The 23983-nt window shown below is 62.1% G+C and carries 21 protein-coding genes; all 21 read right to left on the bottom strand.

Annotated features, from left to right (window positions below; translation table 11 throughout):
• Positions 1–16: 16 nt before the first annotated feature.
• Complete coding sequence (locus HX899_RS04465) at positions 17–862, bottom strand: metal ABC transporter permease (RefSeq protein ID WP_138391220.1); 846 nt, start codon at positions 860–862, stop codon at positions 17–19.
• Positions 859–1719, bottom strand: coding sequence for an iron/manganese ABC transporter permease subunit SitC (sitC, locus tag HX899_RS04460; protein ID WP_173883602.1), 861 nt, complete (start codon positions 1717–1719; stop codon positions 859–861). The genes HX899_RS04465 and sitC overlap by 4 nt, the downstream gene beginning before the upstream one ends.
• A complete protein-coding gene (locus HX899_RS04455; protein ID WP_181291712.1) occupies positions 1716–2621 on the bottom strand; it encodes a manganese/iron ABC transporter ATP-binding protein in 906 nt (301 codons plus the stop codon). Before HX899_RS04455 ends, sitC begins: the two co-directional genes overlap by 4 nt.
• Positions 2618–3550, bottom strand: coding sequence for a metal ABC transporter substrate-binding protein (locus HX899_RS04450; RefSeq protein ID WP_181291711.1), 933 nt, complete (start codon positions 3548–3550; stop codon positions 2618–2620). The genes HX899_RS04455 and HX899_RS04450 overlap by 4 nt, the downstream gene beginning before the upstream one ends.
• Positions 3551–3861: 311 nt before the next feature.
• Positions 3862–5649 carry an adenine deaminase gene (locus HX899_RS04445; RefSeq protein WP_138335023.1) on the bottom strand — a complete coding sequence of 596 codons (1788 nt, stop codon included), beginning with the start codon at positions 5647–5649 and terminating at the stop codon, positions 3862–3864.
• The gene (locus HX899_RS04440) at positions 5646–6566 is read right to left on the bottom strand and encodes a nucleoside hydrolase (protein WP_138335024.1); all 921 of its coding nucleotides are present in this window, start codon (positions 6564–6566) and stop codon (positions 5646–5648) included. Before HX899_RS04440 ends, HX899_RS04445 begins: the two co-directional genes overlap by 4 nt.
• Before the next feature lie 4 nt (positions 6567–6570).
• Complete coding sequence (locus HX899_RS04435; protein WP_138335025.1) at positions 6571–7596, bottom strand: ABC transporter ATP-binding protein; 1026 nt, start codon at positions 7594–7596, stop codon at positions 6571–6573.
• Positions 7589–8368, bottom strand: coding sequence for an ABC transporter permease (locus HX899_RS04430; RefSeq protein WP_181291710.1), 780 nt, complete (start codon positions 8366–8368; stop codon positions 7589–7591). The genes HX899_RS04435 and HX899_RS04430 overlap by 8 nt, the downstream gene beginning before the upstream one ends.
• Positions 8365–9192, bottom strand: a complete 828-nt coding sequence (locus HX899_RS04425) for an ABC transporter permease (RefSeq protein ID WP_138335026.1) — start codon at positions 9190–9192, stop codon at positions 8365–8367. The genes HX899_RS04430 and HX899_RS04425 overlap by 4 nt, the downstream gene beginning before the upstream one ends.
• 68 nt (positions 9193–9260) lie before the next feature.
• Entirely contained in the window at positions 9261–10283 is a 1023-nt protein-coding gene (locus HX899_RS04420; protein WP_171600592.1) for an ABC transporter substrate-binding protein, read from the bottom strand.
• Position 10284: 1 nt separating this feature from the next.
• Complete coding sequence (locus HX899_RS04415; RefSeq protein ID WP_181291709.1) at positions 10285–11328, bottom strand: LacI family DNA-binding transcriptional regulator; 1044 nt, start codon at positions 11326–11328, stop codon at positions 10285–10287.
• 174 nt (positions 11329–11502) lie between these two features.
• Entirely contained in the window at positions 11503–12936 is a 1434-nt protein-coding gene (locus tag HX899_RS04410) for an efflux transporter outer membrane subunit (RefSeq protein ID WP_181291708.1), read from the bottom strand.
• Between the two features lie 150 nt (positions 12937–13086).
• Complete coding sequence (locus HX899_RS04405; RefSeq protein WP_181291707.1) at positions 13087–16197, bottom strand: efflux RND transporter permease subunit; 3111 nt, start codon at positions 16195–16197, stop codon at positions 13087–13089.
• A 48-nt stretch (positions 16198–16245) separates the two neighbouring features.
• A complete protein-coding gene (locus tag HX899_RS04400) occupies positions 16246–17457 on the bottom strand; it encodes an efflux RND transporter periplasmic adaptor subunit (protein ID WP_138335031.1) in 1212 nt (403 codons plus the stop codon).
• 169 nt (positions 17458–17626) lie between these two features.
• Complete coding sequence (locus HX899_RS04395) at positions 17627–18229, bottom strand: TetR family transcriptional regulator (protein ID WP_011653308.1); 603 nt, start codon at positions 18227–18229, stop codon at positions 17627–17629.
• 108 nt (positions 18230–18337) lie between these two features.
• A complete protein-coding gene (locus tag HX899_RS04390; RefSeq protein ID WP_181291706.1) occupies positions 18338–19282 on the bottom strand; it encodes a phosphoribosylaminoimidazolesuccinocarboxamide synthase in 945 nt (314 codons plus the stop codon).
• Positions 19283–19366: 84 nt separating this feature from the next.
• Positions 19367–21112 carry an SLC13 family permease gene (locus tag HX899_RS04385; protein ID WP_181291705.1) on the bottom strand — a complete coding sequence of 582 codons (1746 nt, stop codon included), beginning with the start codon at positions 21110–21112 and terminating at the stop codon, positions 19367–19369.
• Positions 21113–21215: 103 nt separating this feature from the next.
• Positions 21216–21902: a phosphoribosyltransferase gene (locus tag HX899_RS04380; RefSeq protein ID WP_181291851.1), complete on the bottom strand. Its 687-nt coding sequence runs from the start codon at positions 21900–21902 to the stop codon at positions 21216–21218.
• A 14-nt stretch (positions 21903–21916) separates the two neighbouring features.
• Positions 21917–22723, bottom strand: a complete 807-nt coding sequence (locus HX899_RS04375; protein WP_138335034.1) for a pseudouridine synthase — start codon at positions 22721–22723, stop codon at positions 21917–21919.
• Positions 22724–22880: 157 nt separating this feature from the next.
• Positions 22881–23087, bottom strand: a complete 207-nt coding sequence (locus HX899_RS04370) for a hypothetical protein (protein WP_012758797.1) — start codon at positions 23085–23087, stop codon at positions 22881–22883.
• A 139-nt stretch (positions 23088–23226) separates the two neighbouring features.
• Positions 23227–23565, bottom strand: coding sequence for a hypothetical protein (locus tag HX899_RS04365; protein ID WP_017961927.1), 339 nt, complete (start codon positions 23563–23565; stop codon positions 23227–23229).
• Positions 23566–23983: the final 418 nt, after the last annotated feature.

Here is a 23983-nt window from a genome sequence, read left to right as displayed (position 1 = left end):
CATTCGTCAATGTCCATCAGTCCATCGGCGATTCCTCAACCCTTGCTGTCCCGCGCGTGGCATGGATGAAGGCGAACACGAAGCCGATCGCCAGCACAAGCACAATGGTCGGCGCCGGCGCGCTGTCGATGAAGAAGGACAGGTAGACGCCGACAAAGGAACCGATCACGGCAATGGCGACGGAGAGGAGCAGCATCGTGCTGAACTTGCGGGTGAGCAGGAAGGCGATGGCTCCCGGCGCAATCAGCATGGCGATCGAAAGGATGATGCCGACCGCCTGCAAGGCGCCGACGATCGTCAGCGAGATGAGGGCGAGAAGGCCGTAATGCAGCAGGTTGATCCTGAGGCCCACCGCTCTCGCCTGGGCGGGGTCGAAGGCGTGCAGCAGGAAGTCCTTCCATTTCACACCAAGAATGACAGCTGTGATCGCAGCGATGACGGCCGACTGCCCGATGTCGCGCCAGGAGACACCGAGCATGTCGCCGAACAGGATGTGGTCGAGGTGCACGTCGGACTGGATCTTGACATAAAGGACCAAGCCGAGCCCGAACATGCCGGAGAAAACGATGCCCATCACCGTATCCTGTTTGATACGGCTGTTGTCTTTCAGGAAACCGGTGGCGATAGCGCAAAACATGCCGGCCACGAATGCGCCGATCGCGAAGGGTATGCCGACGATATAGGCGATAACCACGCCGGGGAAGACGGCGTGGCTGATGGCGTCTCCCATCAGAGACCAGCCTTTCAAAACCAGGAAGCAAGACAACAGCGCCATCGGGATTGCGACCAGCACCGAGATCACCAGCGCATTGACCATGAAGCCGAACTGGAAAGGCGAAAGAAGCGTCTCGACCATGCTCATGGCGCTGCCCCCAGCGCCTGCGCGGCGCGTCTGCGCGCCGCCAGCATGCCGTGTTTGGGTGCGAAGAAGAACGCGATCAGGAAGATTGCCGTCTGCAGCACGACGATGATGCCGCCTGTCGCGCCATCGAGGAAGTAACTCGCATAAGCGCCGACGAAACTGGTCATCGATCCGATGATGACCGCGATCACAAGCAGCCGCGGGAAGCGGTCGGTCAGCAGATAGGCGGTCGCGCCGGGTGTCACCACCATGCAGATGACGAGGAATGCACCGACGGTCTGCAGCGCCGCGACGGTGGAGGCGGACAACAGCGTGAAGAAAATGACCTTGAGAGCGGTCGGATTGAGACCGATCGATCGGGCATGGCTCTCGTCGAAGAAAGTGACCATCAGGTCCTTCCATTTGACGAGCAGGACAGCGAGCGACACGAAGCCGATGATGGCGAGTTGCAGCGTATCCTCGGGCGTGATGGCGAGAATGTTGCCGAGCACGATCGTCTGGATGTTGACTGCCATAGGCTGGAGCGAAACCATGAACAGGCCCAGCCCAAAGAAAGAGGAGAAGATCAGGCCGATGATGGCATCTTCCTTCAGCTTGGTGCGCTGGTTGAGGAAAAGCATCGCTGCGGCAGCGAGTCCTCCGGAAAAGAAGGCTCCGATCGAAAAGGGAAGTCCGAGCATATAGGCGCCGGCGACGCCGGGAACGATCGCGTGCGAGAGCGCGTCGCCGATCAGCGACCAGCCTTTCAGCATCAGATAACAGGAGAGGAAAGCGCAGACGCCGCCGACAAGGGCGGACACCCACATGGCATTGAGCATGTATTCATAGGTGAAGGGCTGCAGGAGGTCGGCTATCATTCCCGACCCCCATTGCCACTATCGGACCTCCGGGCGGTCGCTTTTCCACCCTGCAGGATCAGGGGGCGCTCATCATCGGTTATGACGCCGATCGACGTTGGCCTGCCGTTCTGCGCTTCGCTGAACACGAAATGACGCAGTACGCCGCCAAAGGTCTTTTCCAGATTTTCCTGCGTAAAAGTCTCGACGGTCGGGCCGTAGGCGAGCACCGTGCCCTTGATCAGGATGGTCCGGTCGCAGAATTCCGGCACGGAGCCGAGGTTGTGGGTGGAGACCAGCATGACGCGGCCTTCATCCCGCAGTTCGCGCAGGAGCTTGGTGATCTGGTCCTCGGTCTTTACGTCGACGCCGGTAAAGGGTTCATCGAGCAGAATGACCCGGCCGTCCTGCGCCAGGGCTCGCGCCAAAAAGACCCGCTTCCTCTGACCGCCGGAGAGTTCGCCGATCTGGCGCTTGCGGAATTCGCTCATGACTACACGGGCGAGCGCGGAGGCCACTGCCTCGTGGTCTGCTGCCTTCGGGATGCGCATCATGCCCATGTGGCCGTAGCGGCCCATCATCACGACATCCTCGACCAGCACCGGGAAGTTCCAGTCGACTTCTTCCGATTGCGGCACATAGGCGACGAGGTTCTTGCGCAGCGCCTCTTCGACTGGCATGCCAAGCACGCGAATGTGGCCCCTGGCGAGACGCACGAAACCCATGATCGACTTGAAGAGCGTCGACTTGCCGGAACCGTTGACACCGACCAGCGCGGCGATCGTGCCCGTGGGGATCTGGAAACTCGCGTCCCTCAGGGCCGTATGTCCGTTGCGGTAAGTGACGGTCGCATCCTTTACCGTGATCCCCGATCCCGCATCCGAGGATGCGGGACGGACAAGATTGCCAAGCAGCACGGTCATTGCGACAACCCATCGGCAAGACCCTTCGCGACCGTATCGGAGGTCACGCGCAGAAGATCGATATAGGTTGGCACCGGGCCGTCGGCTTCGCTCAGCGAGTCGACATAAAGCACGCGGCCATAATGCGCACCGGTTTCGCGCGCCACCTGCCGGGCCGGTTTATCGGAAACAGTGCTTTCGCTGAAGACGGTTGGAATCTGGTGTTCCTCGACCGCATCGATCACCTTGCGGACCTGCTGGGGCGTGCCCTGCTGGTCGGCGTTGATTGGCCAGAGATAGAGCTCCTTCAGCCCGAAATCGCGTGCGAGATAGGAAAAGGCGCCCTCGCTTGAAACCAGCCAGCGCTTGTCCTCGGGAATTTTTTCGAGGGTGGCGCGGATCGGAGTGATCGTCGCTTCGATCTTCTGCTTGTAGGCCTCGGCGTTAGCCTTGTAGGTCTCCGCATTCGCCGGATCATACTTTGCGAAAGCATCCCGGATATTGTTGACGTAGATCAGGGCGTTCTTCGGCGACATCCAGGCGTGGGGATTGGGCTTGCCTTCGTAAGGGCCTTCCGAGATGCCCATCGGTTCGATGCCATCGGAGACGACCGCACCGGGGACGTCGTGCAGGTTCTGGAAGAACTTTTCGAACCAGCGCTCCAGATTGAGGCCGTTCCAGAGAATGAGCTGTGCACCTTGTGCTCGCTGTATGTCACCCGGCGTCGGCGCATAGTTGTGGATCTCTGCGCCCGGCTTGGTGATCGATTCCACGATCGCGGCATCACCGGCCACGTTTTTTGCCATGTCGGCAATCACCGTGAAGGTCGTCACCACCTTGAACTTCGAATTGGTTGTCTGTTGGGCAGCGGCGGGAAAGGCAACCAGCACGGCTGCGAATGCCACCCCTATCATTCCGGCCAAAACCGACCGTCTTTCCCCATAGAGCATATATTTCTCCTCTTGCTGCTATTGCGACCGAATTGCAAAAGCCGCGGAGAGTCGAACAAGTTGCGCTTCGGAATGATTTGCAAAAAATGCTTGGCGACCCTTGTTTCGACTATTGTGCAATTAAGAATGAATTGCAACAATGATCCGAACCGGAGGCCGAAAAAGATGACAGCGGGCCCCGACGGGCTGGCTGCGGTCAACCTCATCGAACAACGCATACCGGGATTTGCGTAACGGCGCATGGTTCGATCGGTTAGGCGTTTGAGGGGCACACGGCACCCCTCATGACGGAACTTGCGCGCCCTCGGCCTTTACAAGACCTTCAGCACGGGGTTTTCCAGCACCTTGCCCGTTACCACATCGGCAATCCCCTGATCGGTCTGATGCGGGCCGACATTGCAGGCGAGCGTGGCGCCGAAGCAGGCCTTGAAGACCAGATAGGGCGGCTTCCACGTGACGATCTTTTCCATCGCCTTGCGGATGCCGGCGAAGGCCAGGGCCGTGTCCTTCAGCGAGGCATCGGTCACTAGGCCTGAGAGCGGCAGCGGCAGCATCGCCTCGATCCTGCCGTCCTTGGCGACCGCCATGCCGCCGCCGGCTGATATGACGGCGTTGGCGGCGAGCGCCATGTCGCCGGCATTGCCGCCGAAGACGGTGAGGTTGTGGCTGTCATGCGAAACGGTGGTACAGAAAGCGCCGCGCCATTCACCCCAGCCGGTGAGGAAACCGATGCGCGGGATGCCGTCGGTCTTGCCGTGGCGATGGGCGACCGAAATCATGGCGCTGCCGGCCGGCGGCACGACGAAACCATCCCTGACCTCGGTTTCGGCCTCGCCCCATTGCGTGAAGCGCGGGCGGTCGATGGTGGCGACGCGGACGCGCGCGCCCTTCGCCGGAATGCGAAAATCATTCTCGGTCAGCGGCGGCAGCTTCACCGAATTGACAAGCGGCGCCGTATCGATCTGCTGGACGGCAACCTGCATGCCGCCGTTGCGGGCAACGATGCGGCCGCCTGATATGACGAGCCGCGCCCGGAACTCCGCGAGGTCTTCGAAGAGCACGATGTCGGCGCGGCGGCCGGCGGCGACGAGGCCGAGATCGGAGCGCTTCAGACGTTGTGCGGCGTTGAAGGTCGCGGCACGGATGGCCCATTCCGGCTTCATGCCGTAGCGCACCAGGCGCCTGATGACGTCGTCGAGGCCGCCACCTTCCTGGAGTTCGTCAGGAAAGACGTCGTCGGTGCAGAGCGTGATGGTCGGGGGCAGGTGGCCGAGACCGTTCAGTACCTCGACGAACTCCTGCAGCAGATGGTCGTGAGAGCCGCGCAGCTCGATCGTCAGGCCGGCGGAAAGCTTGGCGAGGAGATCGGCGCCGGAGGTAAGTTCGTGGTCGGAGGTGATGCCCGACGCCATGAAGGCGTTGAGATCGGCGCCTTCGAGGCCGCGGGCATGGCCGCAGACGAGCTTGCCGGCGGCAAGGCCGGCATTGACGATAGCAGTCATGCGCGGATCGCTGTCGATGACGCCGCGCATGTTCATCACTTCGGCGACGCCGCCGATGGCGGAGGAGTGCAGCATCTCGGCGACGACCGCAGCATCGAAATCGGCGCCGGCAAGTTCCAGGCCCGGCGCGGAGGGCACGCAGGAGGGCGCGAGAAGGATCATACGCAGCGGCAGGCTGCGCGCCGCCTCGATCGCCCAGCGCACGCCGTCGAGCCCGTGGACATTGCCGAATTCATGCGGATCCCACACGATCGTGGTGACGCCGCGTGGCAAGACGGCGCTCGCATATTCGGCCGGTGTCACCATCGAACTTTCGATATGCATGTGCGTGTCGATCAGGCCGGGCGTCAGGATACTGCCCGCCGCATCGATGATCTCGATGGCATCCGTGCGGCTTGCCGGGGCATGAACGCTTGATATCAGCGCGCCGACGAGGCCGATATCGGCTTGCCGGGTCAGGCCCGTCACCGCATCGAGCAGCCGGCCGCCGGTGATCAGCATGTCGAAGGGGGCATCGCCGCGCGCAGCGGTGACGGCGCGGGCCCGCAAGGCGGGATCGTTGAGATCGGCGGGTTCTTGGCGAGCGGTGACGTTCATTTGCGGGCCTCGTTGACCAGGGCAGCGAGAATGATGACACGCGCCATGTCGGCATCGATGTCGGCGGCGAATTGCGCATTGAAGGTCGCATGCGTGGCGCGGGTCTCGACGACGGTGCGGCCGCGGGTCAAGGCGCCCTGCAGCTCGACGTCGATACGGGCGGGGCGGAAGCTGACAATATCCGGAGCGACGAAGGCGACGGCGGCGGAAGGATCGTAAATTGCCATGGCCGGGCGGCCACGGCTGGTGCCGATGCGGATATAACCCGAAAACATATCGGCGATGAGTTCGGCATTGGCGCCGCCGGCATTGCGCACCGGCTCGGCGTCTTCGGGCCTGGCCAGCACCTTGCGGCAGAGGTCGAGATCGACCATGCGCAGCGGCAGGCCATGGGCGATGACGATCGAGAGGGCCTCGGGATCGGCGAGCGCGTTGAACTCGGCGGAGGCCGTATGGTTGCCGCTGGTGACGCCGCCGCCCATCCAGACGAGTTCGCTGATGCGGGCAGCAAGATCGGGCCGGGCCAGCGCCACGGCGGCGATGTTGGTGAGCGGGCCAAGCGCCAGGATGCGGTGCTGGCCTTTGCGCTCCAGCCAGCGGCAGAGTGCTGCGAAGGCATCGCTTTCGGCAAGGGCCGCCGCCTGCGGCAGGCTCCTGCCGATAGTGGGGATGCCGGTTTCGCCGAGGATCGCTTGAGCGGTTTCCAGCTTGCCGAGCACGGGCATGGCGCGGCCGGTGTGGATGGGGAATGTCCAGCCGAAGGCGCCGGCGGCGCCGGCGGCGTTTATCCTCACCTGCGGCAGCGGCGTATTGCCGAAGACCAGTGATATTCCGTCGATCTCGAATTCCGACTGTCCCACCACCAGAATGGCGGCGATGTCGTCGAAGCCCATGTCCGTGTCGATCCAGACGCCCATGATTTCACCCGAACCGTTTGAGGCTTGCCGCGCCGGCAACCGGCAGATCGAAGGTAAGCGGGCTGCCGATCTCGTGCGGCGGCAGGCCTGCATCGATCTCGGCCTTGATCGGGCCGAGCGGAGTGTCGAGCAGGTATTCGCGGGTGTTGCCGGCGAAAGACGTGCCGCACACGGTGCCCTGGAAAGCACCGGAGCCAAGCTTCACCATGCGCGGACGCCAGGCGAGGCCGGCTGCGGCTTCCGGCGCCGGGCCGGAAAGTCCGACCGGCCCATTCGGCGTCACAAGCTTTCCATCCTTCAGCGCGAAGACATTCTCGAAGCCGACGAAATCGGCGACGAAGGCCGAGGCCGGATTGTTGTAGATCTCCTCCGGCGTGCCGATCTGTTCGATGCCACCGTTCAGCATCACGACGATGCGGTCGGCGAGTGCCAAGGCTTCCACCTGGTCGTGGGTGACGAAGATCATGGTGACGCCGGTCTCCTTCTGCACGCGTTGCAATTCGGCGCGCATTTCAAGGCGAAGGCGGGCATCGAGATTGGAGAGCGGTTCGTCGAGCAACAGCACCTTCGGCTCCATCACCATCGAACGGGCGAGCGCCACCCGCTGCTGCTGGCCGCCGGAGAGTTCGGCGGGCTTGCGGCCGCTAAAAGCCGACAGGCCGACCGATTTCAGGCCGGCGCCGACGCGGGCGTCGAGATCCGCACCTGAGATACGCTTGAGACGCAGGCCGAAGGCGACGTTCTCATAGACCGTCAGATGCGGGAAGAGGGCATAGGACTGGAAGACGAGGCCAACGGCGCGTTTGTTGGCAGAGACGCGGGTGATATCGGCGCCGTCGAGGCGGATGCGGCCAGCGGTGGGCGTCAGCAGGCCGGCGATGGCGCGCATCGTCGTCGTCTTGCCGCAGCCGGAGGGGCCGAGAAGTGCCACCAGCTCACCTTTGCCGATCGCCAGGTCGAGGTTCTGCACCGCGACCGTGTCGCCATAGGCAAGGGTCAGCTTGTCGAGTTGAAGATAGGCATCAGACATAGCGCGAGAATCCCAGGAAGCGTTCGGCGAGAAAGACGATGCCGATCGAGAGAAAGGCGAGAAGGGCGGAGAGCGCCGCGATGGAAGGATCGTAGGTGGTTTCCATGTAACCCAGCATGTCGATCGGCAGCGTGCGAACGCCGGGACCGGACAGGAAGAGCGAGACGGGCACCTGATTGAAGCTGGTGACGAAGCCGAGGATGAAGGCGGCAAGGATGCCGCCGCGGATATTCGGCATCACCACGCGGAGGAAGGCGCCGAGCCGCGAGGAACCGAGTAGGACGGCAGCCTCCTCAATGTCCGAGCGCAGATTGTCGAGGCTCGCCGAGACGACACGCACGGCATAGGGCAGCACCAGCGCCGTATGGGCGAAGAAGAGCGCGAGCGTGATGTTGAAGCCGAAGGGCACGACGAGATAACGCAGCAGCGCCAGGCCGACGATGATGCCGGGCACGATGATCGGCAGCGACACGATGGTGCGGACGGTCTCGGCCGCGGGCAGCTTGTAGCGGGAGAGGGCGTAGGCGGCCGGGATGCCGAGGAGGAGGGCTGCGAGCGTTCCGAAGACAGCGAGGAACATCGACATGGCGAAGCTGTCGCGGAAACTCTCGATGGTGAACACCTTCATCACCCAACGCAGCGACAGGCCCTGCGGCGGGAAGGCCAGCGTATCTCCTGATGATAGCGAAGCGGCGATGATGATCAGGAACGGGCCGATCAGGAAGACCAGCAGCAGGAAAAGCACGAGGGGCGAAAACAGGCGCAGCGTCATCGGCGGTTCCTCGCCGTCGCAAGGCGTTTCAGCAGGATGTTGGCGGCAAAGCTCATGACGATCAGGATGAAGGCGATGACGCTTGCCGAAACGAAATCATTGGCGACGGAAACCTGCTGGTACATCAGCGTTTCCAGCATCAGCACCTTGGAGCCGCCAAGCACGGCGGGGGTGATATAGGCGGTCAGCGATCCGGTGAAGACAAGCGTGCCGCCGACGACGAGGCCTTCCCTGGTGAGCGGCAGGATGACTTTCCAGAAGACCTGGAACCAGTTGGCGCCGAGCACACGAGCAGCCGGAATCGCATCCTTCGGCATGTTTTCGAGCGCGCTGATCAGCGACAGGATCATCAGCGGCAGGAAGAGCTGCAGGAGGCCGATGAAGACGGCGGTCTCGGTGAACAGCAGCCGCAGCGGCTCGGCGCTGAGACCCAGGCCTGTTATCGCCTGGTTGACGATGCCGGTGCGGCCGAGAATGACGATCCAGGCATAGGTGCGCGCCACCGGAGAGATCATCAGCGGAAGGGTCACGAGGCCGATCATCCGGCCTTTGCCCTTCGCCGGCAGGTTGACGATGGCAAAGGCTGCGGCATAGCCGATGACCGCCGAAACGGCAGTGACTTCGAGGCCGAGCCGGAACGTGCGCAGGAAAACGGTGCGGTTCAACGTCCCGGAGAAGAAATCGGCATAGGCCGACAGGCTCCAGGCGCTGCCGGCGCGGAAGCCCTCCGACAAGAGGATCGCAACGGGCAACAGAAAGACCACGGTCGCAAAGATGGCTGCCGGCAAGGCAAGCGCCAGGGCTTCTGCGCGGTTCTGGAACATGAGGCGCCTTTCGAGCGGACAAGAGGGAGGCCCCGGCAGAGGCGCCGGGGCCAATTTTCACGCGGGCCTTACTGGCCGACCTTCTCGTTCCACGTCTTCAGCCAGCCGGCGCGATTGTCGAGGGCGACGGCTGATGGGATCAGCTTGAGGCTCTTGGCCGTTTCCTCGCCATAGGTGAGGTTGTTGGCGGCGGCTTCGGAAAGCTTGACCTCGCTGTTTGCCGGGCTGTCGATCAGCTTTTCGGCGAGTTTGGTCTGGATGTCGGTCGAGAGCCAGAAGTCCATGAACTGCAAAGCTAGATCCTGGTTCTTCGAGCCCTTGGTCAGCACCAGCACGTTCATGCCGCCGGTCTGGCCCTCCTTCGGCGTCGCCCAGGCGACCGGGACGTCGAGTTTGGTGAAGCCGGCCCATGAGAAACGGCCGATCGGCGCTGCCCAGATCTCCTCCTGCTGCATCAGTTGCACCAGCTGCGAGGACTTTTCGTAGAAGGTGACGATGTCGTCCTTCTTCTCGCCCAGCGCTTCGATCGGCCCCTTCAGATCCGGCGTGTCCTTGCCGAGCGCCAGGCCGAGCATATAGAGCGCCGGCGGGCCTTGGTTGGTGGTCACGTTTGGAAAGGCGACGTGGCCGACATATTCCGGCTTCAGAAGATCGGCCCAGGAGTCGATCTTCATCTTATCGGAGCGATAAGCAATCGAGGTGGCGTAGAAGGTGTAACCGACGCTCATGCCGTCACCGTTCGGATCCTTGGCGACGTCATAGAGCTTGGCGAAATCGGCGAGCTTCGCGGTATCGATCTTGTCGATCAGGCCGGCGCGCGAGGCGGCCAGCGCATCGGCCATGGAAACGGCGGCGAGATCGACGACCGGGTTGGCCTTGTTCGCCTCCATTTTGGCCAGACGCTCGACGCTGTTGCCGGTTTCGACCACGAGTTTGCAGCCGCATTTGGCTTCGAAGGGATCATAGACCAGCGTCTTGAAATCGTCCTGCGCAAAGGCATAGACGGAAATCGTCAGCGTCCGTTCTGCTGCGGCTGCGGTGAGCGGGCATAGGGCGGCGAGTGCTACCGAGGCAATGAGAGCCTTTTTCATCTTACATGTTCTCCATCTCTGAGGTTTTTGGTGCCGGGTTCGCAGGCCCGGATGATTGGCGGACGATCAGCTGCATGGCGACGCGTTCGATCTCCGCGGTAACGAGTACGCCCTCGCGGATGCTGCTTGTTCTTATGGTATCCACCAGCGCCGACACGGCAATCTCGGCAATCCTATCCATGTCCATCCGGACCGTGGTCAGCGACGGCGTGACAACAGGCGACCAGATGAGGTCGTCGAAGCCGGTGACGCTGACGTCAGTGGGAATGTTGATGCCCGCCTGCTGCAACTCCGTCAGCGCCCGCAGCGCCTGCAGGTCGGACAGGGCCGCGAAGGCGGTGAAACCCTGCCTGACTTTTTCGGCGAGGCCGAGCGGGCAGCCGCTGCCGTTCTCGTGCTCCTGCCTGTCGATCCACAGCGTTTCCGAATGCATGCCGCGGCGCATGCCGGAGCGGATGCCGCCGGCACGGTCGTTCTGGACGTTGGATTCCTGATTGTTGCCGATGATGAGGATGTGGCGATGGCCGAGGCCTGCGAGATGGCCGGCGATTTCATGGCCGCCCTGCCAATGGTCGGCGGCAACGGTGTTGCCGGGCGTCGAGGGAGTGTCGATGACGGCGACCGGACAGGCGGCGGACGAGATGCGGGTGGCGCGGCGGGGAATGACGACCATGCCGTCGACGCCGCGCTCGACCAGCCGGTTGATCGCCTCGGTCTGGGCGGCGACATCACCGCGAGAATCGGCGATCAGCACGCCGTAACCTGCGGCGGAGGCAGCGAATTCGATCGCCTGCGCGATCTTCGGGAACAGCGGATTGGCGATATCGGGCAGCACCAGACCGAGAACGCCGCTGCGGCCGGTCCGCAGCGCCCGCCCCGCCTGGCTCGGGACGTAACCGAGCTCGGCTGCATGCTCACGGATTCTTTCGACCAGTTGGCCGGAAACCCGGCCCTTGCCGGAAAGCGCATTGGAGACCGTGGCGACGGAGACGCCGAGCGACGTCGCTATTCTGCTGAGGTTCGGTCCCGGGCGCGATGCTGGCATGATTGACGATCATTCTGATTAATCGTTTAATCAAAGTGATAGCTCAGCTTTTCCCGCCTGTCGAATCCGAATTCATCTTATGCGCAATTATTCGGTTACGGCACGCGGCGGACAAGAAAAAGCCCCGCGAGACGATCGCGAGGCTCTGTACTTTCAGATCGATTGAAGAAGTTGTCAGCCCTTGACAGCCACAACCTTCGCCGCCGGTGCGGTGGTCTTGCCGCCGGGGGCGAAACCGCCGCCGATTGCGATATTCAGCGACACGTAGTCCTTGGCCATCTGCTGGACGGCTGCGGCAAGGCTTGCCTGGGCGAGCGAAACCTGGCGCTGGGCGTCGAGAACGTCGAGCAGCGAAGAGGCACCGTCCTTGTAGGATGCGGTCGAAAGTTCGAGCGTTTCCTGTGTCGTCTTCACCTGAGCCTGAAGTGCCGAGACCGTGCGGGCGTCACGGCGGACGGCCGAAAGTGCATTCTCGACCTGTTCGATCGCGGTCAGTACCGTCGACTTCCAGTTGAGATAGGCCGCTGCGGCATTGGACTGCGCCGTCTTGACGCCGGCGCGCAGGGTACCGCCATCGAAGATCGGCAGGTTGAGGGTGGGGCCGAAGGACCAGGGCGTCAGGCCGCCGTGGATGCCACGCTGGTTGATGTAGGCCGGCGAGATCGAGCCGCTGAGCGAGATGCTCGGATAGAGCTGCGCCTGGGCGACGCCGATCAGTGCCGTTGCAGCTGCGAGGTCGCGTTCCGCCACACGGATGTCGGGACGGTTGCGGATCAGGTCGGCCGGGATGCCGGAGGTGATGCCGCCGCGGAATACCGGCTGGCCATAGCCCTTCAGCAGATCATCGACAAGGGTTGCGGCCGGCAGGCCGAGCAGCGTGGCGATGTGATGGGCCGAAATGCGGATGTTGGTTTCGAGACCGGGAATTTCGGCGAGCGTCGACTGCACCAGGCCTTCGGCCTGAACGACGTCGAGCCGCGAGGCGGCGCCGGCTTCCAGCTGGAACTTGGTCAGTTCGTAGGTTTCCTGACGGGACTTCAGGTTGGCCTTCGAAAGCGCCAGGCGCTGCTGATAATAGCGAACGTCGATGTAGCTGGAGACGAGGTCCTGCACGAGGGTCAGCTTGGCAACGTCTGCCGATGCGTAAGCAGAATCGAGCGAAGCGAGAGCGCTCTCGGTGTTGCGCTTGTAGAGGCCGAAAATATCGAGCAGCCAGGTCAGCTGTGCTTCGCCGCCGCTGGTGTTGCGCGTGTCGAACTGCGTGCGCAGCTCGCCCCTCTGGCCGCTGACCGTGTGCGAGGCGCCGACGGTCAGGTTCGGCAGGGCGCCGGCTCCTGCGACGGTGACGTTGGCGGAAGCCGCATTGATGCGTTCGATCGCCTGCTGGATCGACAGGTTCTGGTCGAGGCCGGACTGGACGAGGCCGTCCAGCTTGCGGTCTCTGAAGGCGCTCCACCAGGCCACGGTGGTAACATCGCCATCACTCTTGGTTCCACCCTCTCCGAATTTGGCGGGCAGCGGCATCTCAGGAGGAACATGATCCGGGCCTACAACGCAGCCCGACAACAATAACAATAATGCCGGTGTGGCAAAACGAAGAGATACCATTCATTTCATCCTGTACTCGAGCAAGTCAATTCTTGTCCAAAGCTTCATGCTTCACTATCGGCCGCCGCGCCTCGTTCTACCAAAAACACCATTCCGAAGCAGTCGGGCGCAATGTAGCAACGGGAACTGCATTATCACAGTGCATTTATATCACAGTCCTGCCGCATTTTTGCCGCGTGTGGCAAAGATGCGTCGGATGACGACGAAAAACGACGGCACGAAGAAAATTCCGAGCATTGTCGCCGCCAGCATGCCGCCGAGAACGCCGATACCAATGGCATTCTGTGCCGCCGAGCCCGCGCCTGTCGCGATCGCCAGCGGCACGACGCCGAGAATGAAGGCAAGCGAGGTCATGATGATCGGCCGCAGCCGCAATCTTGCGGCTTCCAATGTCGCCTCGTAGAGCCCCATGCCGCTTTCCATGCGGTCCTTGGCGAATTCGACGATCAGGATGGCGTTCTTCGCCGCCAGCCCTATAGTGGTCAGCAAGCCGACCTTGAAATAGACGTCGTTCGCCTGGCCGAAGACCGTTGCCGCCGTCAGCGCCCCGAGGATGCCGACAGGCACCGCCATGATCACCGAGAAGGGGATCGACCAGCTTTCGTAAAGCGCTGCCAGGCAGAGGAAGACGACCAGCACCGAGATCGCGTAGAGCATCGGCGCCTGCGAACCGGACAGCCGCTCCTGATAGGAGATGCCCTGCCAGGCGACGGTATAACCGCCGCCGAGCTGATTGGTCAGTGCTTCCATTTCGTTCATCGCATCGCCGGAAGAAACCCCGGGAGCGGACGCTCCGTCGAGCGGAATGGCGCTGACGGCGTTGAAGCGGGCAAGCGAGGGCGCGCCCTTCACCCACTCCGTCCGGGTAAAGGCGGAGAAGGGCACCATTTCGCCGTCATTGTTGCGGGCGTACCAGTGGTTGAGATCGCTCGGCTGCATGCGGAAGGGCGCATCGCCCTCGACGTAGACCGGCTTGATCTCGCCGTTCAGCGTGAAGTCATTGACGTCACGGCCGGTGAAGATGATCGACAGCATCGAATTGACCGAGGCGATGTCGACGCCCATGGCGCCGATCTTTTCCTGATCGAGCACGATGCGCATCTGCGGCTCGACCTCCTTGTTGCTGCTGCGCAGCGCCACGATCTTGCCCGAGCTATTGCCCATCTGGATCAGCCGCTTGGAGGCGGCAGTCAGGGCGTCGTTGCCGTGGCCGCCGGTGTCGACGAGATACATGGAGAAGCCGCTCGACACGCCGAGACCCTGGATCGCCGGTGGCAGCAGCGCGAAGACCTGCGCCTCGCGGATCGCAAAGAAATTGCCAAGCGCCCGGTTGACGACCGATTGAGCGCTCAGCGTCGGATCGGTGCGTAGCGAGAAATCCTTGAGCTTGGTGAAGACGATGGCGCTGTTCTGGCCGGAACCGCTGAAGCCGAAGCCGAGCGCGCCGAATACGGAATCGACGGCGTCCTTCTCGTTTTCACGATAGTATTTCTCGACCTTCTCGACGACTGCCTGGGTCTGCTGCGTGGTCGAGCCCGGCGGTGTGGTGACGATGGTCAGCAGCACGCCCTGGTCTTCCTGCGGCAGGAATGAGCTCGGCAAGCGGGTGAAGAGATAGGCGCAGCCGGCGCCGACCAGAAGGAAGGCCAGCATGACGCGGATCGGCCGCTTCAGCAGATAGCCGATGGTCGTGATATAGCCGTTGGTCGAGCGCGTGAAGTTGCGGTTGAACCAGTCGCCAACGCGGTGCTTCCTGTGTTCGCCGACCGGCTTCAGCATCGTGGCGCAAAGTGCGGGCGTCAGCACGAGGGCGACGAGCGCCGACAGCAGCATGGCCGAGACGATGGTGATCGAGAACTGGCGATAGATGATGCCGGTCGAACCGCCGAAGAAGGCCATCGGAATGAAGACGGCGGTGAGGACGAGCGCGATGCCGACGATGGCGCCGGTGATCTCGCCCATCGATTTTTCCGTCGCCTCGAGCGGCGAAAGCTTTTCTTCGGACATGATGCGTTCGACGTTTTCGACGACGACGATGGCATCGTCGACAAGAAGACCGATCGCCAGCACCATGGCGAACATCGTCAAGGTATTGATCGAGTAGCCGGTGACCGCCAGCACCCCGAAGGTGCCGAGCAGCACCACGGGAACGGCAATCGTCGGGATCAGCGTCGCGCGGAGATTCTGCAGGAAGACGAGCAGCACCACGAAGACGAGCACGATCGCCTCGATCAGCGTGTGCACGACCTTCTCGATCGACAGTTCCACGAAGGGCGTGGTGTCGTAGGGATAGGTGATCTCGACACCTGCCGGCAGGCCGCGGCCGATAACCTCGAGCGCGGAGCGCACGCGGGCGGCGGTATCAATGGCGTTGGCGCCGATTGCAAGATTGACGGCGAAACCGGTCGACGGCTGGCCGTTGTAGCGCGAACTGCCGCCGTAGCTTTCCTGACCGATCTCGATGCGCGAGACGTCGCTCAGACGCACCGTCGCGCCGTCCTTTTCGACCTTCAGGATGATGCGCTCGAAATCGGCGACGGTGGTCAGCTGGCTTTGGGCGGTGATGGTGACGTTGATCTGCTGGCCGGGGATCGTCGGCTGAGCACCGAGCGAACCGACGGAGACCTGGGTGTTCTGCGCCTGGATGGCTGACGTCACGTCGCTCGGCGTCAACTGGTATTTCAGCAGCTTGAACGGATCGAGCCAGACGCGCATGGCGTATCCCGAACCGAAGACATTGATGCTGCCGACGCCTTCCAGGCGCTGAATCTGATCCTCGATCGAGGTCGACATGATATTGCCGAGGTCGACGGAGTTGCGCTTACCGTCGGTCGAAACGAGCGAGCCGACGAGAAGGATGCTCGAGGTCGAGCGGGTGACGCTGATGCCGGCATCGATGACGTCGCTTGGAAGCTGCGACTGAACCAGCTGCAGCTTGTTCTGCACCTGCACCTGGGCGATATCGGGGTCGGCGCTCGTCCCGAAGGTGAGCTGGATGCTGGCCGAACCCGTCGATGAGGTCGAGGTCATGTAGGTGAGGTCGTCGAGGCCGGTCATGCCGTCCTCGATGATCGTCGTCACCGATTTCTCGACAGTCTCGGCGCTGGCGCCGCGATAGGTGGCGTTGATGCGAACCGTCGTCGGGGCGATGTCGGGATATTGCGAGATCGACAGCGTGAAAATCGCCAGCAGGCCGGCGAGCATGATGGTGATCGCAATGACCCAGGCGAAAATCGGACGTCGGATGAAAAACTTGGCCATCGGTTGTTCCTGTGCGGCTGAGACGGTGACGATGCGGGCCTGCGGCGATTACTTCGCTGCGGGCTTCTGCGCGTCACCGGCCGCGGGCTGCTCGGCAGGCACGACCACGCCGGTGTCGTTGATCTTCATCGGGACCGGCTTCACCGGCATGCCTGAGGTGATCGATTGCAGGCCGCTGACGATCAGCTGATCGCCGTCCTTGATGCCTTCGGTCACGAGCCAGGAATTGTTGGAGGGCGAGCTGTTCTCGAAGGCGCGGGTTTCGACCTTGCCGTCGGCGGAAACGAACTGTGCCGTCAGCCGGCCGTTGGCGTCACGGCTCGTCGCCAGCTGCGGCAGCGCATAACCGGCCTCGGCGCCGAGCTCGACGGTTGCGCGGACATACATGCCGGGCAGTACGATACGGTCGGGATTGGGAAAGAGCACACGAATGATGAAGGTGCCTGTGGTCTCACTGACCACCTGTTTCGACATGTCGAGCTTGCCCTGCTGGTTATATTCCTTGCCGTTTTCGAGGATCAGGTGGAAGACGACATTGGCTTCGCCCTTGATGTCGCCGGCGGCCATCGCATCGCGCAGCTTCAGCAGGTTGGTGCTCGATTCCGTCAGCGAGATGTAGATCGGATCGAGCTGGCGGATTGTCGTCAGCGCCGTCGTCTGGTTGGCAGAGACAACGTTGCCGACATTAACGGCCGTCTGGTCGATGATGCCGTCGAAAGGGGCGACGATCCTGGTGTGGTCGAGGTCGATCTGTGCAGCGGACAGTGAGGCCTTCGCCGACTCGACTTCGGCCTTGGCCTGGAGCAGCGTCGTCTTGGCCGTTTCGAATTCGATCTGGGTGGCGCCGCTGCCGACGAGGCGCTGGTAGCGGTCGAGATTGCTTTCAGCGCTCGGCACGCTCGCCTGCGCCTTGGAAATCGCCGCCTTGGCCTGCTCGACGGCGGCGATATAGGGTGCATCCTCGATCTGGTAGAGAAGGTCGCCCTTCTTGATCTCGCCGCCGTCCTTAAAGGCGACCTCGCGGATCAGGCCGCTGACCTGAGGCCGGATATCGGCGGTCTGAAATGTCTCGGCGCGGCCGGGCAGGATCGTGGTGATCGGGAAGCTGCCCTTCGTCAGCGTGATGACGCCGACGGGGGCAGCCTGCTGCGCCCCGGCTGCACCCGCATTGCCGGCGGGCTTGGAGCCACTGTCGCTGCAGGCGGCGAGAAGGGCTGCGAATGCCAGGGCCGAGGAGATGAGGAGGGCACGCCGTATCATGCTGAATTCCTGTGCGGTGGCAATCGCCGTTCAATCCACGAGCTCGGGCCTGCGGGCTCGGCTTGAGCGAGCGCAGGCTTATATAGGCGTCAGGATTGGGTTGGCTTCAAATGCCGTTATCCGAATTTAAGAAAAGCTTTACGAAGTGACGTAATTCAGCAATCATCACTTAGCAAGCGCTATTTTGCAGTGCGGCATCGACGAAACACACGATTTTTTCGGCGCGGTGCACAAGGGTCTCCTTGTCGTCGCGAGCGATCAGGACAGGGTGCAGCACGCAGGCGAGGACGTCTGCAACGGTACGCGCCGCGCTCTCGGGATCGCGGCAATGATAACTTCCCTCCGCCATGCCTTCACGGATGATCTCGCCGAGCTTCGCCTCGATGCGGGCGCGATAGCGATTGCCGGCCTCGAGTTTGGCCTCGATCGTCGAAAGCACCATTTCGAAGATATAAGGGTTCTTCTGGATGTCCTGCAGGTGGCTTTCCAGCAGGCGCAGGATGAAGCGGAGCAGTTGTTCCTTTGGCGGCAGCTTCTCATCGAAGGCGGCGAAGCGCTCGGCGGCATCATCGAGATGACGTCCTGCGATCGCATCGACGAGCGCCACCTTGGAACGGAAATGCTTGAAGACATTGGCGGGCGACATGTGGAGCGCGCCGGCGATATCGGCGATCGACACCGCAACGAAGCCGCGCTCGCGAAACAGCATCTCCGCCATGGAGAGAATGTCTTCCCGCGTTTCCTCGGCCTTGCGTCTTGGCCTTCTTACCATTTGTTCCCCGCCGGGCTGAGCCCGATACCCCTTTTTGCCAATGCTAGCGCGATTGGAAGGAATGCCGCAAGCTGATGATCGGGCCGGCGGCTTTCGTCTGTCGCCATTTCAAGGGAAATAGGGAGCGAGGTTGTTTCGGACACGGGCAAGTGGCGTCTCGCCGCTATCGTCAGGAACGAAGCGCTCGCCGGTGATCGCCTCGTAGGCTTTGATATAGACGGCCGAGGTCTGCTCGATCAGTTCGGCGGGGATTTCCGGGATCTCGTCCTTATAGGGATCGCAGCGTTCCGCCACCCAGGCGCGGACGAAATCCTTGTCGAAACTTTCTGGGCGTTTTCCGGCGGCAAAGCTTGCCGGATAGCTTTCGGCAAGCCAGTAGCGACTGCTGTCCGGCGTGTGGATCTCGTCGGCGAGGATAATGTTGCCGTCACCATCGGTGCCGAACTCGTATTTGGTGTCGACCAGGATCAGCCCGTTTTTCGCCGCCATCTCCTGGCCACGGGCAAAGAGGGCGAGCGCATATGTCGACAGCGTCTGCCATTGTTCCTTCGTGAGAAGGCCGCGCGTGACGATTTCGGCCGGGGTCAGCGGCTCATCGTGGCCGCCGTCGAATTCCTTGCTGGTCGGCGTGATGACAGGTTCCGGCAGGATCTGGTTGTCGCGCATGCCGTCGGGTAGACGCATGCCGTACATCTCGCGTTCGCCCTTCTTATAAAGCGTCAGGATCGAGGTGCCGGTGGTGCCGGCGAGATAACCGCGCACGACGATCTCGACTGGCAGGATGTCGAGCCGCTTACCGATGACGACATTCGCATCGGGATAGTCGAGAACGTGGTTCGGGCAGATGTCCTTCGTCGCCTCGAACCAGTAGCGCGCTGTCTGCGTCAATACCTCGCCCTTATAGGGGATGCAGGTCAGGATGCGGTCGAAAGCGCTCAGCCGGTCGGTGCTGATAATAATGCGGCGTCCGTCCGGAAGATCGTAATTCTCGCGCACCTTGCCGCGATAATAGGCCGGCAATTCCGGGAAATGGGCTTCGGAAAGAATTCGCACGGTGCTCGACTGTCCTTAATTATTGGGTGAAGACTTCCTGCTCTAGTTTCATTGCTGGGGAAGTCAAGCCGATCGGGTATCGCGTCACAGCCAGAACAGACCGGTAAGAAGCAGGGCGAGGCCGTAACTTGTGACGGCAAGCGGCCAGCCGGCACGCAGGAAATCACGGAAGCGGTAGCCGCCGATGCCCATTGCCAGCGTGTTGTTGTGATGGCCGAAGGGCGTTAGGAAATCGAGCGACGCTCCGGCGGCGACCGCGATCAGATAGGCGTCCGGCGCATGCCTGCCGGCTCTTGCGAATTCCAGTGCGATCGGGGTCAGGACGATTGCGACCGTCGCATTGTTGACAAAAGGCGTCAATGCCATGGCGAGGAAGAGGATGAGGGCGATGCCGAAGAGCGGATGGGTGATCGGCGCGACGAGGCTGAGCCAGCCGGCAATGGTTTCGGCCGCTCCGGTGCTTGCCACCGCCTGGCCGATCGGGATCATCGCCGCCAGCATGATGATGATCGGCCAGTTGAGATCGGCCATCGCCTGACGGATGTTGAGGTGATTGAGCAGAGCGAGCACGAGCACGACGCCGGCAAAAGCGATGTCGGGACGCAGGCCGGCCGCCGAGGCGGCGACGCCGCAGGCAAAGAGCGCGAAGGGCCGCCAGGATAGGAGCGGCGCCGGTTTGCTCGGTGCTGTCGAGGCGAGCGGCAGGCACTCGCTTTCCTCCAACGCTTCGCCGATTGCAATGCGCGGCCCCTCCAGCGTCAATATATCGCCGATCGACAATTGCAGGTCGAGGAAGCGGCCCTCGATGCGTGGCGCGCGCATGGAAAGGGCGGTGACCTCGATGCCGCGACGGTGGAAGACTTCGAGCGAGCGGACGCGCGAACCGACCAACGTGCTCTCCGGCATGACGACGGCTTCGACACGGGTGAAATCCGGCTGCAGGCCATGCGGATGGGCATCGGCGATCAGCGCCTGCGTGGCGGCAAGGCCGGCAAAGACCGCATCGGCGCCTTCGGCAAGCAGCACGTCGCCGGGTTCGATCACCGACTGGTCGAGCGGACCGAAGACGAAACTGTCGCCGCGGATCAGCGCATGCGGCTTGATACCGAAACTTGCCGGGCAATCGGAAAGCCGCACGCCGATCAGCGGCGAGACGTCAGGGATGCGACGCTCAACGACGATGCGACGCGCGGCCGGAGAGATCTTTACCGGTGTTTCGTCGGGTTCCGGAAACAGGCGCTGCACGCGAAAGGCGATGAGCAGAATGCCGGCGATGGCGACCGGCAGGCCGACATAGGCGAAATCGAAGAAGTGAAAGCCGGTTCCTGTCGCCTTGGCGAGTGCATCGCTGACGAGCAGGTTGGCCGGCGTGCCGATCAGCGAAACGAGGCCGCCGAGCAGGGCCGCGAACGAGACCGGCATGACGAGCTGGCGGCGCGGGATCGTCAGGACCGTGCCCAAGCGTAGCGCGACCGGCAAGGTGATCGCAAAGGCGCCGATATTGTTCATGAAGATGGACATGAAGCCGGCGAGCGCGGAAATACCGGCGATGACCTTGAAGCCCGAAGGTCTTGCGGCCGCGAAACGGGCGGCGAGACTGTCGAAGAGCCTGGCGCGCGCCAACACCTGGACGATCAGCAGGATCTCGACGACGGTGATGACGACGGGACTGGCGAAGCCCGTGAAGATCTGCTCGGCGGGATAAAGGCCGAGCGCATGGCCGCTAAGCAAGCCGGCGATCGAGACCACCTCGATGCGGATGCGATCGAGCGAGAAGAGAATGAGCATCGCCAGCAGAAGGATCAGCAGGGATGCTTGCTCGAACGACATGGGCAGATCCGTTGTTTCATCGATCAGGCGGGACTGTAATCGTTCCTCATGCGCTGTACAGAGGCGCCTTCAGGCAAAGATTGAACAATCCTCATATCTCGCGTCAGGCTGGTGGTGCCTGCCACCGGCCCGTGGCGTTCCGCTCCAGAATGGGGGTTGCGAAGACGCCGACGGTGCGCGCGCTCCATTGCGGCCCGGCGGCTGCGAGACTTTCGCGCCAGCGCTCCGATTGCAGCATGGCCGCACCGATGACGACGGGTTCGATGCCGCAGCCTGTCAGCAGATGAAGACCCGCGACGATCGAGGCGCCGCTGGAAATGACGTCATCGATGAGTGCGACGCGTCGTCCCTGAAGCAGCGGCAGCATGCGCGGATCGATATAGAGACGTTTCTGCTGTGTCGGCGTGGTGATGGAAGACAGGGCGACGGAGAGCTCCTCGCGATACCAGAATTTGCGCGAGGTGCCGAGCGGAACGTAGCGGCTATGGCCGAGCTTCTGCGCCACGGCGGCGGCCAGCGTCAGTCCGAGCGTCGGCAGGCCGGCGACGACATCGATGCGCATGGGCCTGATCTTCTCGGCGAGGCTTTCGGCGAGCGCATCGAGCACGGCGAAGCTCGCCTGGTTGACGATCAGCGAGGCGAGGGCGTGCTCGCCATCCGCCAGCTCACGGATCGGCAGGCGAAGCTGGCGGCCGTCTTCGAGCGTGGCGACGTAAAAGGAGGTGAACTCCCCATCGCCGGCAAAGGTGCCGGGCGGGTGAAGTTCCTGCCAGAAGTCGTGCGGCGCCATCTCCGTCACAGCAGTCAATTGCGTCTCGTCCTCTCCATGCCGGTTTTCCGGCGCAGTGCCTGCAATTCGGGTTCGGTCAGCGCACGCACGGTGCCTTTCGGCAGTTCGCCGAGTTCGAGTCCGCCGATTGCAACGCGCACGAGACGCAGGCATTCGGTGCCGAGCGCCTCCAGCATGCGGCGGATCTGGCGGTTGCGGCCCTCGTCGAGCTCGACCTCGATCCACGAATTCCTGTCGCCCTGGCGCAGGCGCCGCGCGGCGGTCGCCGTCAGCACTTCGCCGTCGTGGCGGATGCCTGCTGTCATGGCGGCTATGTCCTCGTCGTCCATGATGCGGTCGATCTGGACATGATAGGTTTTTGTTACATGGGTGACCGGATCAAGCAGGATCTGGGCGAATTCGGTGTCGTTGGTGAAAAGCAGCAAGCCCTCGCTCGCCTTGTCGAGCCGGCCGATCGGAGAGAGATGCGGGATGTCGAAATCCCTGAGACAATCATAGACCGTCGGCCTGCCTTCGGGATCGTGGCGGGTGGTGACGAGACCGCGAGGCTTGTTGAGCATCAGATAGATTTTCGCTTCGGCAGCGATGACGAGGCCGTCGATGCTGATCCTTGCCGTGGCAAGATCGACCCATGCGGAGGTATCGCTGACGGTACGGCCGTCAACCGCAACACGATTTTCGGCAATCAGACGTTCGGCCTGCGTGCGGGAGCAATAACCGAGTTTGGAAAGGGCACGGGGAAGGGTGACCCGCTTGGCCGCGGCGGTATCTCCGGGCTTTGTTCGTTCACGCGTCTTGTGCGGGGGGCGCCGCTCCCTCATTTGCCATCCTTATCCTGCTTTCGATGCCGTTTTCTTGGCATGAACGGCAGAAGGATGCCAGCAACGTGAATAAAAAACGAGGGGAATAAAGGCGCTGCAACAAGGGGTCAGCGCTTTGGATAAAGCGCCGTCACGGCTTTGTTAGGGTGGTGCTGCCTCAGCGGCAGACCATGAAACCGGCCAGTTCCTTGCGGCTGACGACGATGCCGGCGGCGGCCTTGACCGGGTCCGGATGTGTGTAGGACAGACTAGGCATTTCCGGCAGATCGAGTGCCTGGCGCATATTCATGATACCGACCGCATAGCGGCCATCGGCGCTGTCGACGCTGACTTCAATAATGCAGTTGGCCCTCTTGTTTTCCATGGTAGTCCTCCCTTCGTTTTTTATGTTCCCATAGCTGGCATTAAAAATTGGTTTTTCTAAGACATAAGCATTTACGCACCCTGCCGAAAAACGGATCGGCGGGTGCGCAAAAACTGGTTTATGGGTGGATATGGCGTGTTCAGCGCCACCAATGGCGAGGCTGCGGCTGCGAACTGCCGGAAAGCAGGTATCCGGCAAGAAAGCCAATGGCGCCTGCAAGCACCAGGGCAGTGGTCGTTGCGGTCGGATGCTCGCGGGCGGCGTCGGCAGCAGCCACACCTTCGGCCCGGATCTGGGCGACGGCGTTCTTTGCCCGGGGCAGGGCTTCGTCATAAACCTTGCCGGCGCGGCCACGCACTTCGTAATAGGCTTCAGCGCCCTGAGCGGAAATCATCTTCTGCAGGCGCGAGACTTCCTGTTGGAGTGCGGCGATGTCCTTGCTGACGGATGCTCTGATATCATCGGTATTGGCAGCCATGTCGGTCTCCTTCCTTCAATGGGAAAGACAACACCCAACTCGGTGATAGGTTCCGAAATCTCAGCCGCTGATTTGTGACGGAAATTTAAAGCTTGCCGGTCGGAGGCGCTTTAATCCTCCGTTAACCATAATTTCGCGCAAGATCCTGTTTTCTCGCTATCTTTCGGTCGTTGAGAACGACGTTCCGATGGATTTTTGACCAGCCGGTAAATGAATTTTCGGGAATCCGTCCCGAAAGGGCGCCCTGTGGATAATATCGACCGGCAAAAATGCCAGCCGAATCAACCTGTTACAAAAATGTCAAAAAACTTTGGTTGGGTGTGTTGACTGTTTCGGTGGGTTAGTTCTATAAGCCCACTCACTGAACGAGGGCGGCGGCGCTGCTGGCGACGAAGTCTTTCGTTCTAAAGAAACTCAA

Source organism: Rhizobium sp. WYCCWR 11146, from assembly GCF_013591995.1.
Taxonomy (GTDB): domain Bacteria; phylum Pseudomonadota; class Alphaproteobacteria; order Rhizobiales; family Rhizobiaceae; genus Rhizobium; species Rhizobium indicum.
This window is presented reverse-complemented; position numbering and strand designations above follow the sequence as displayed.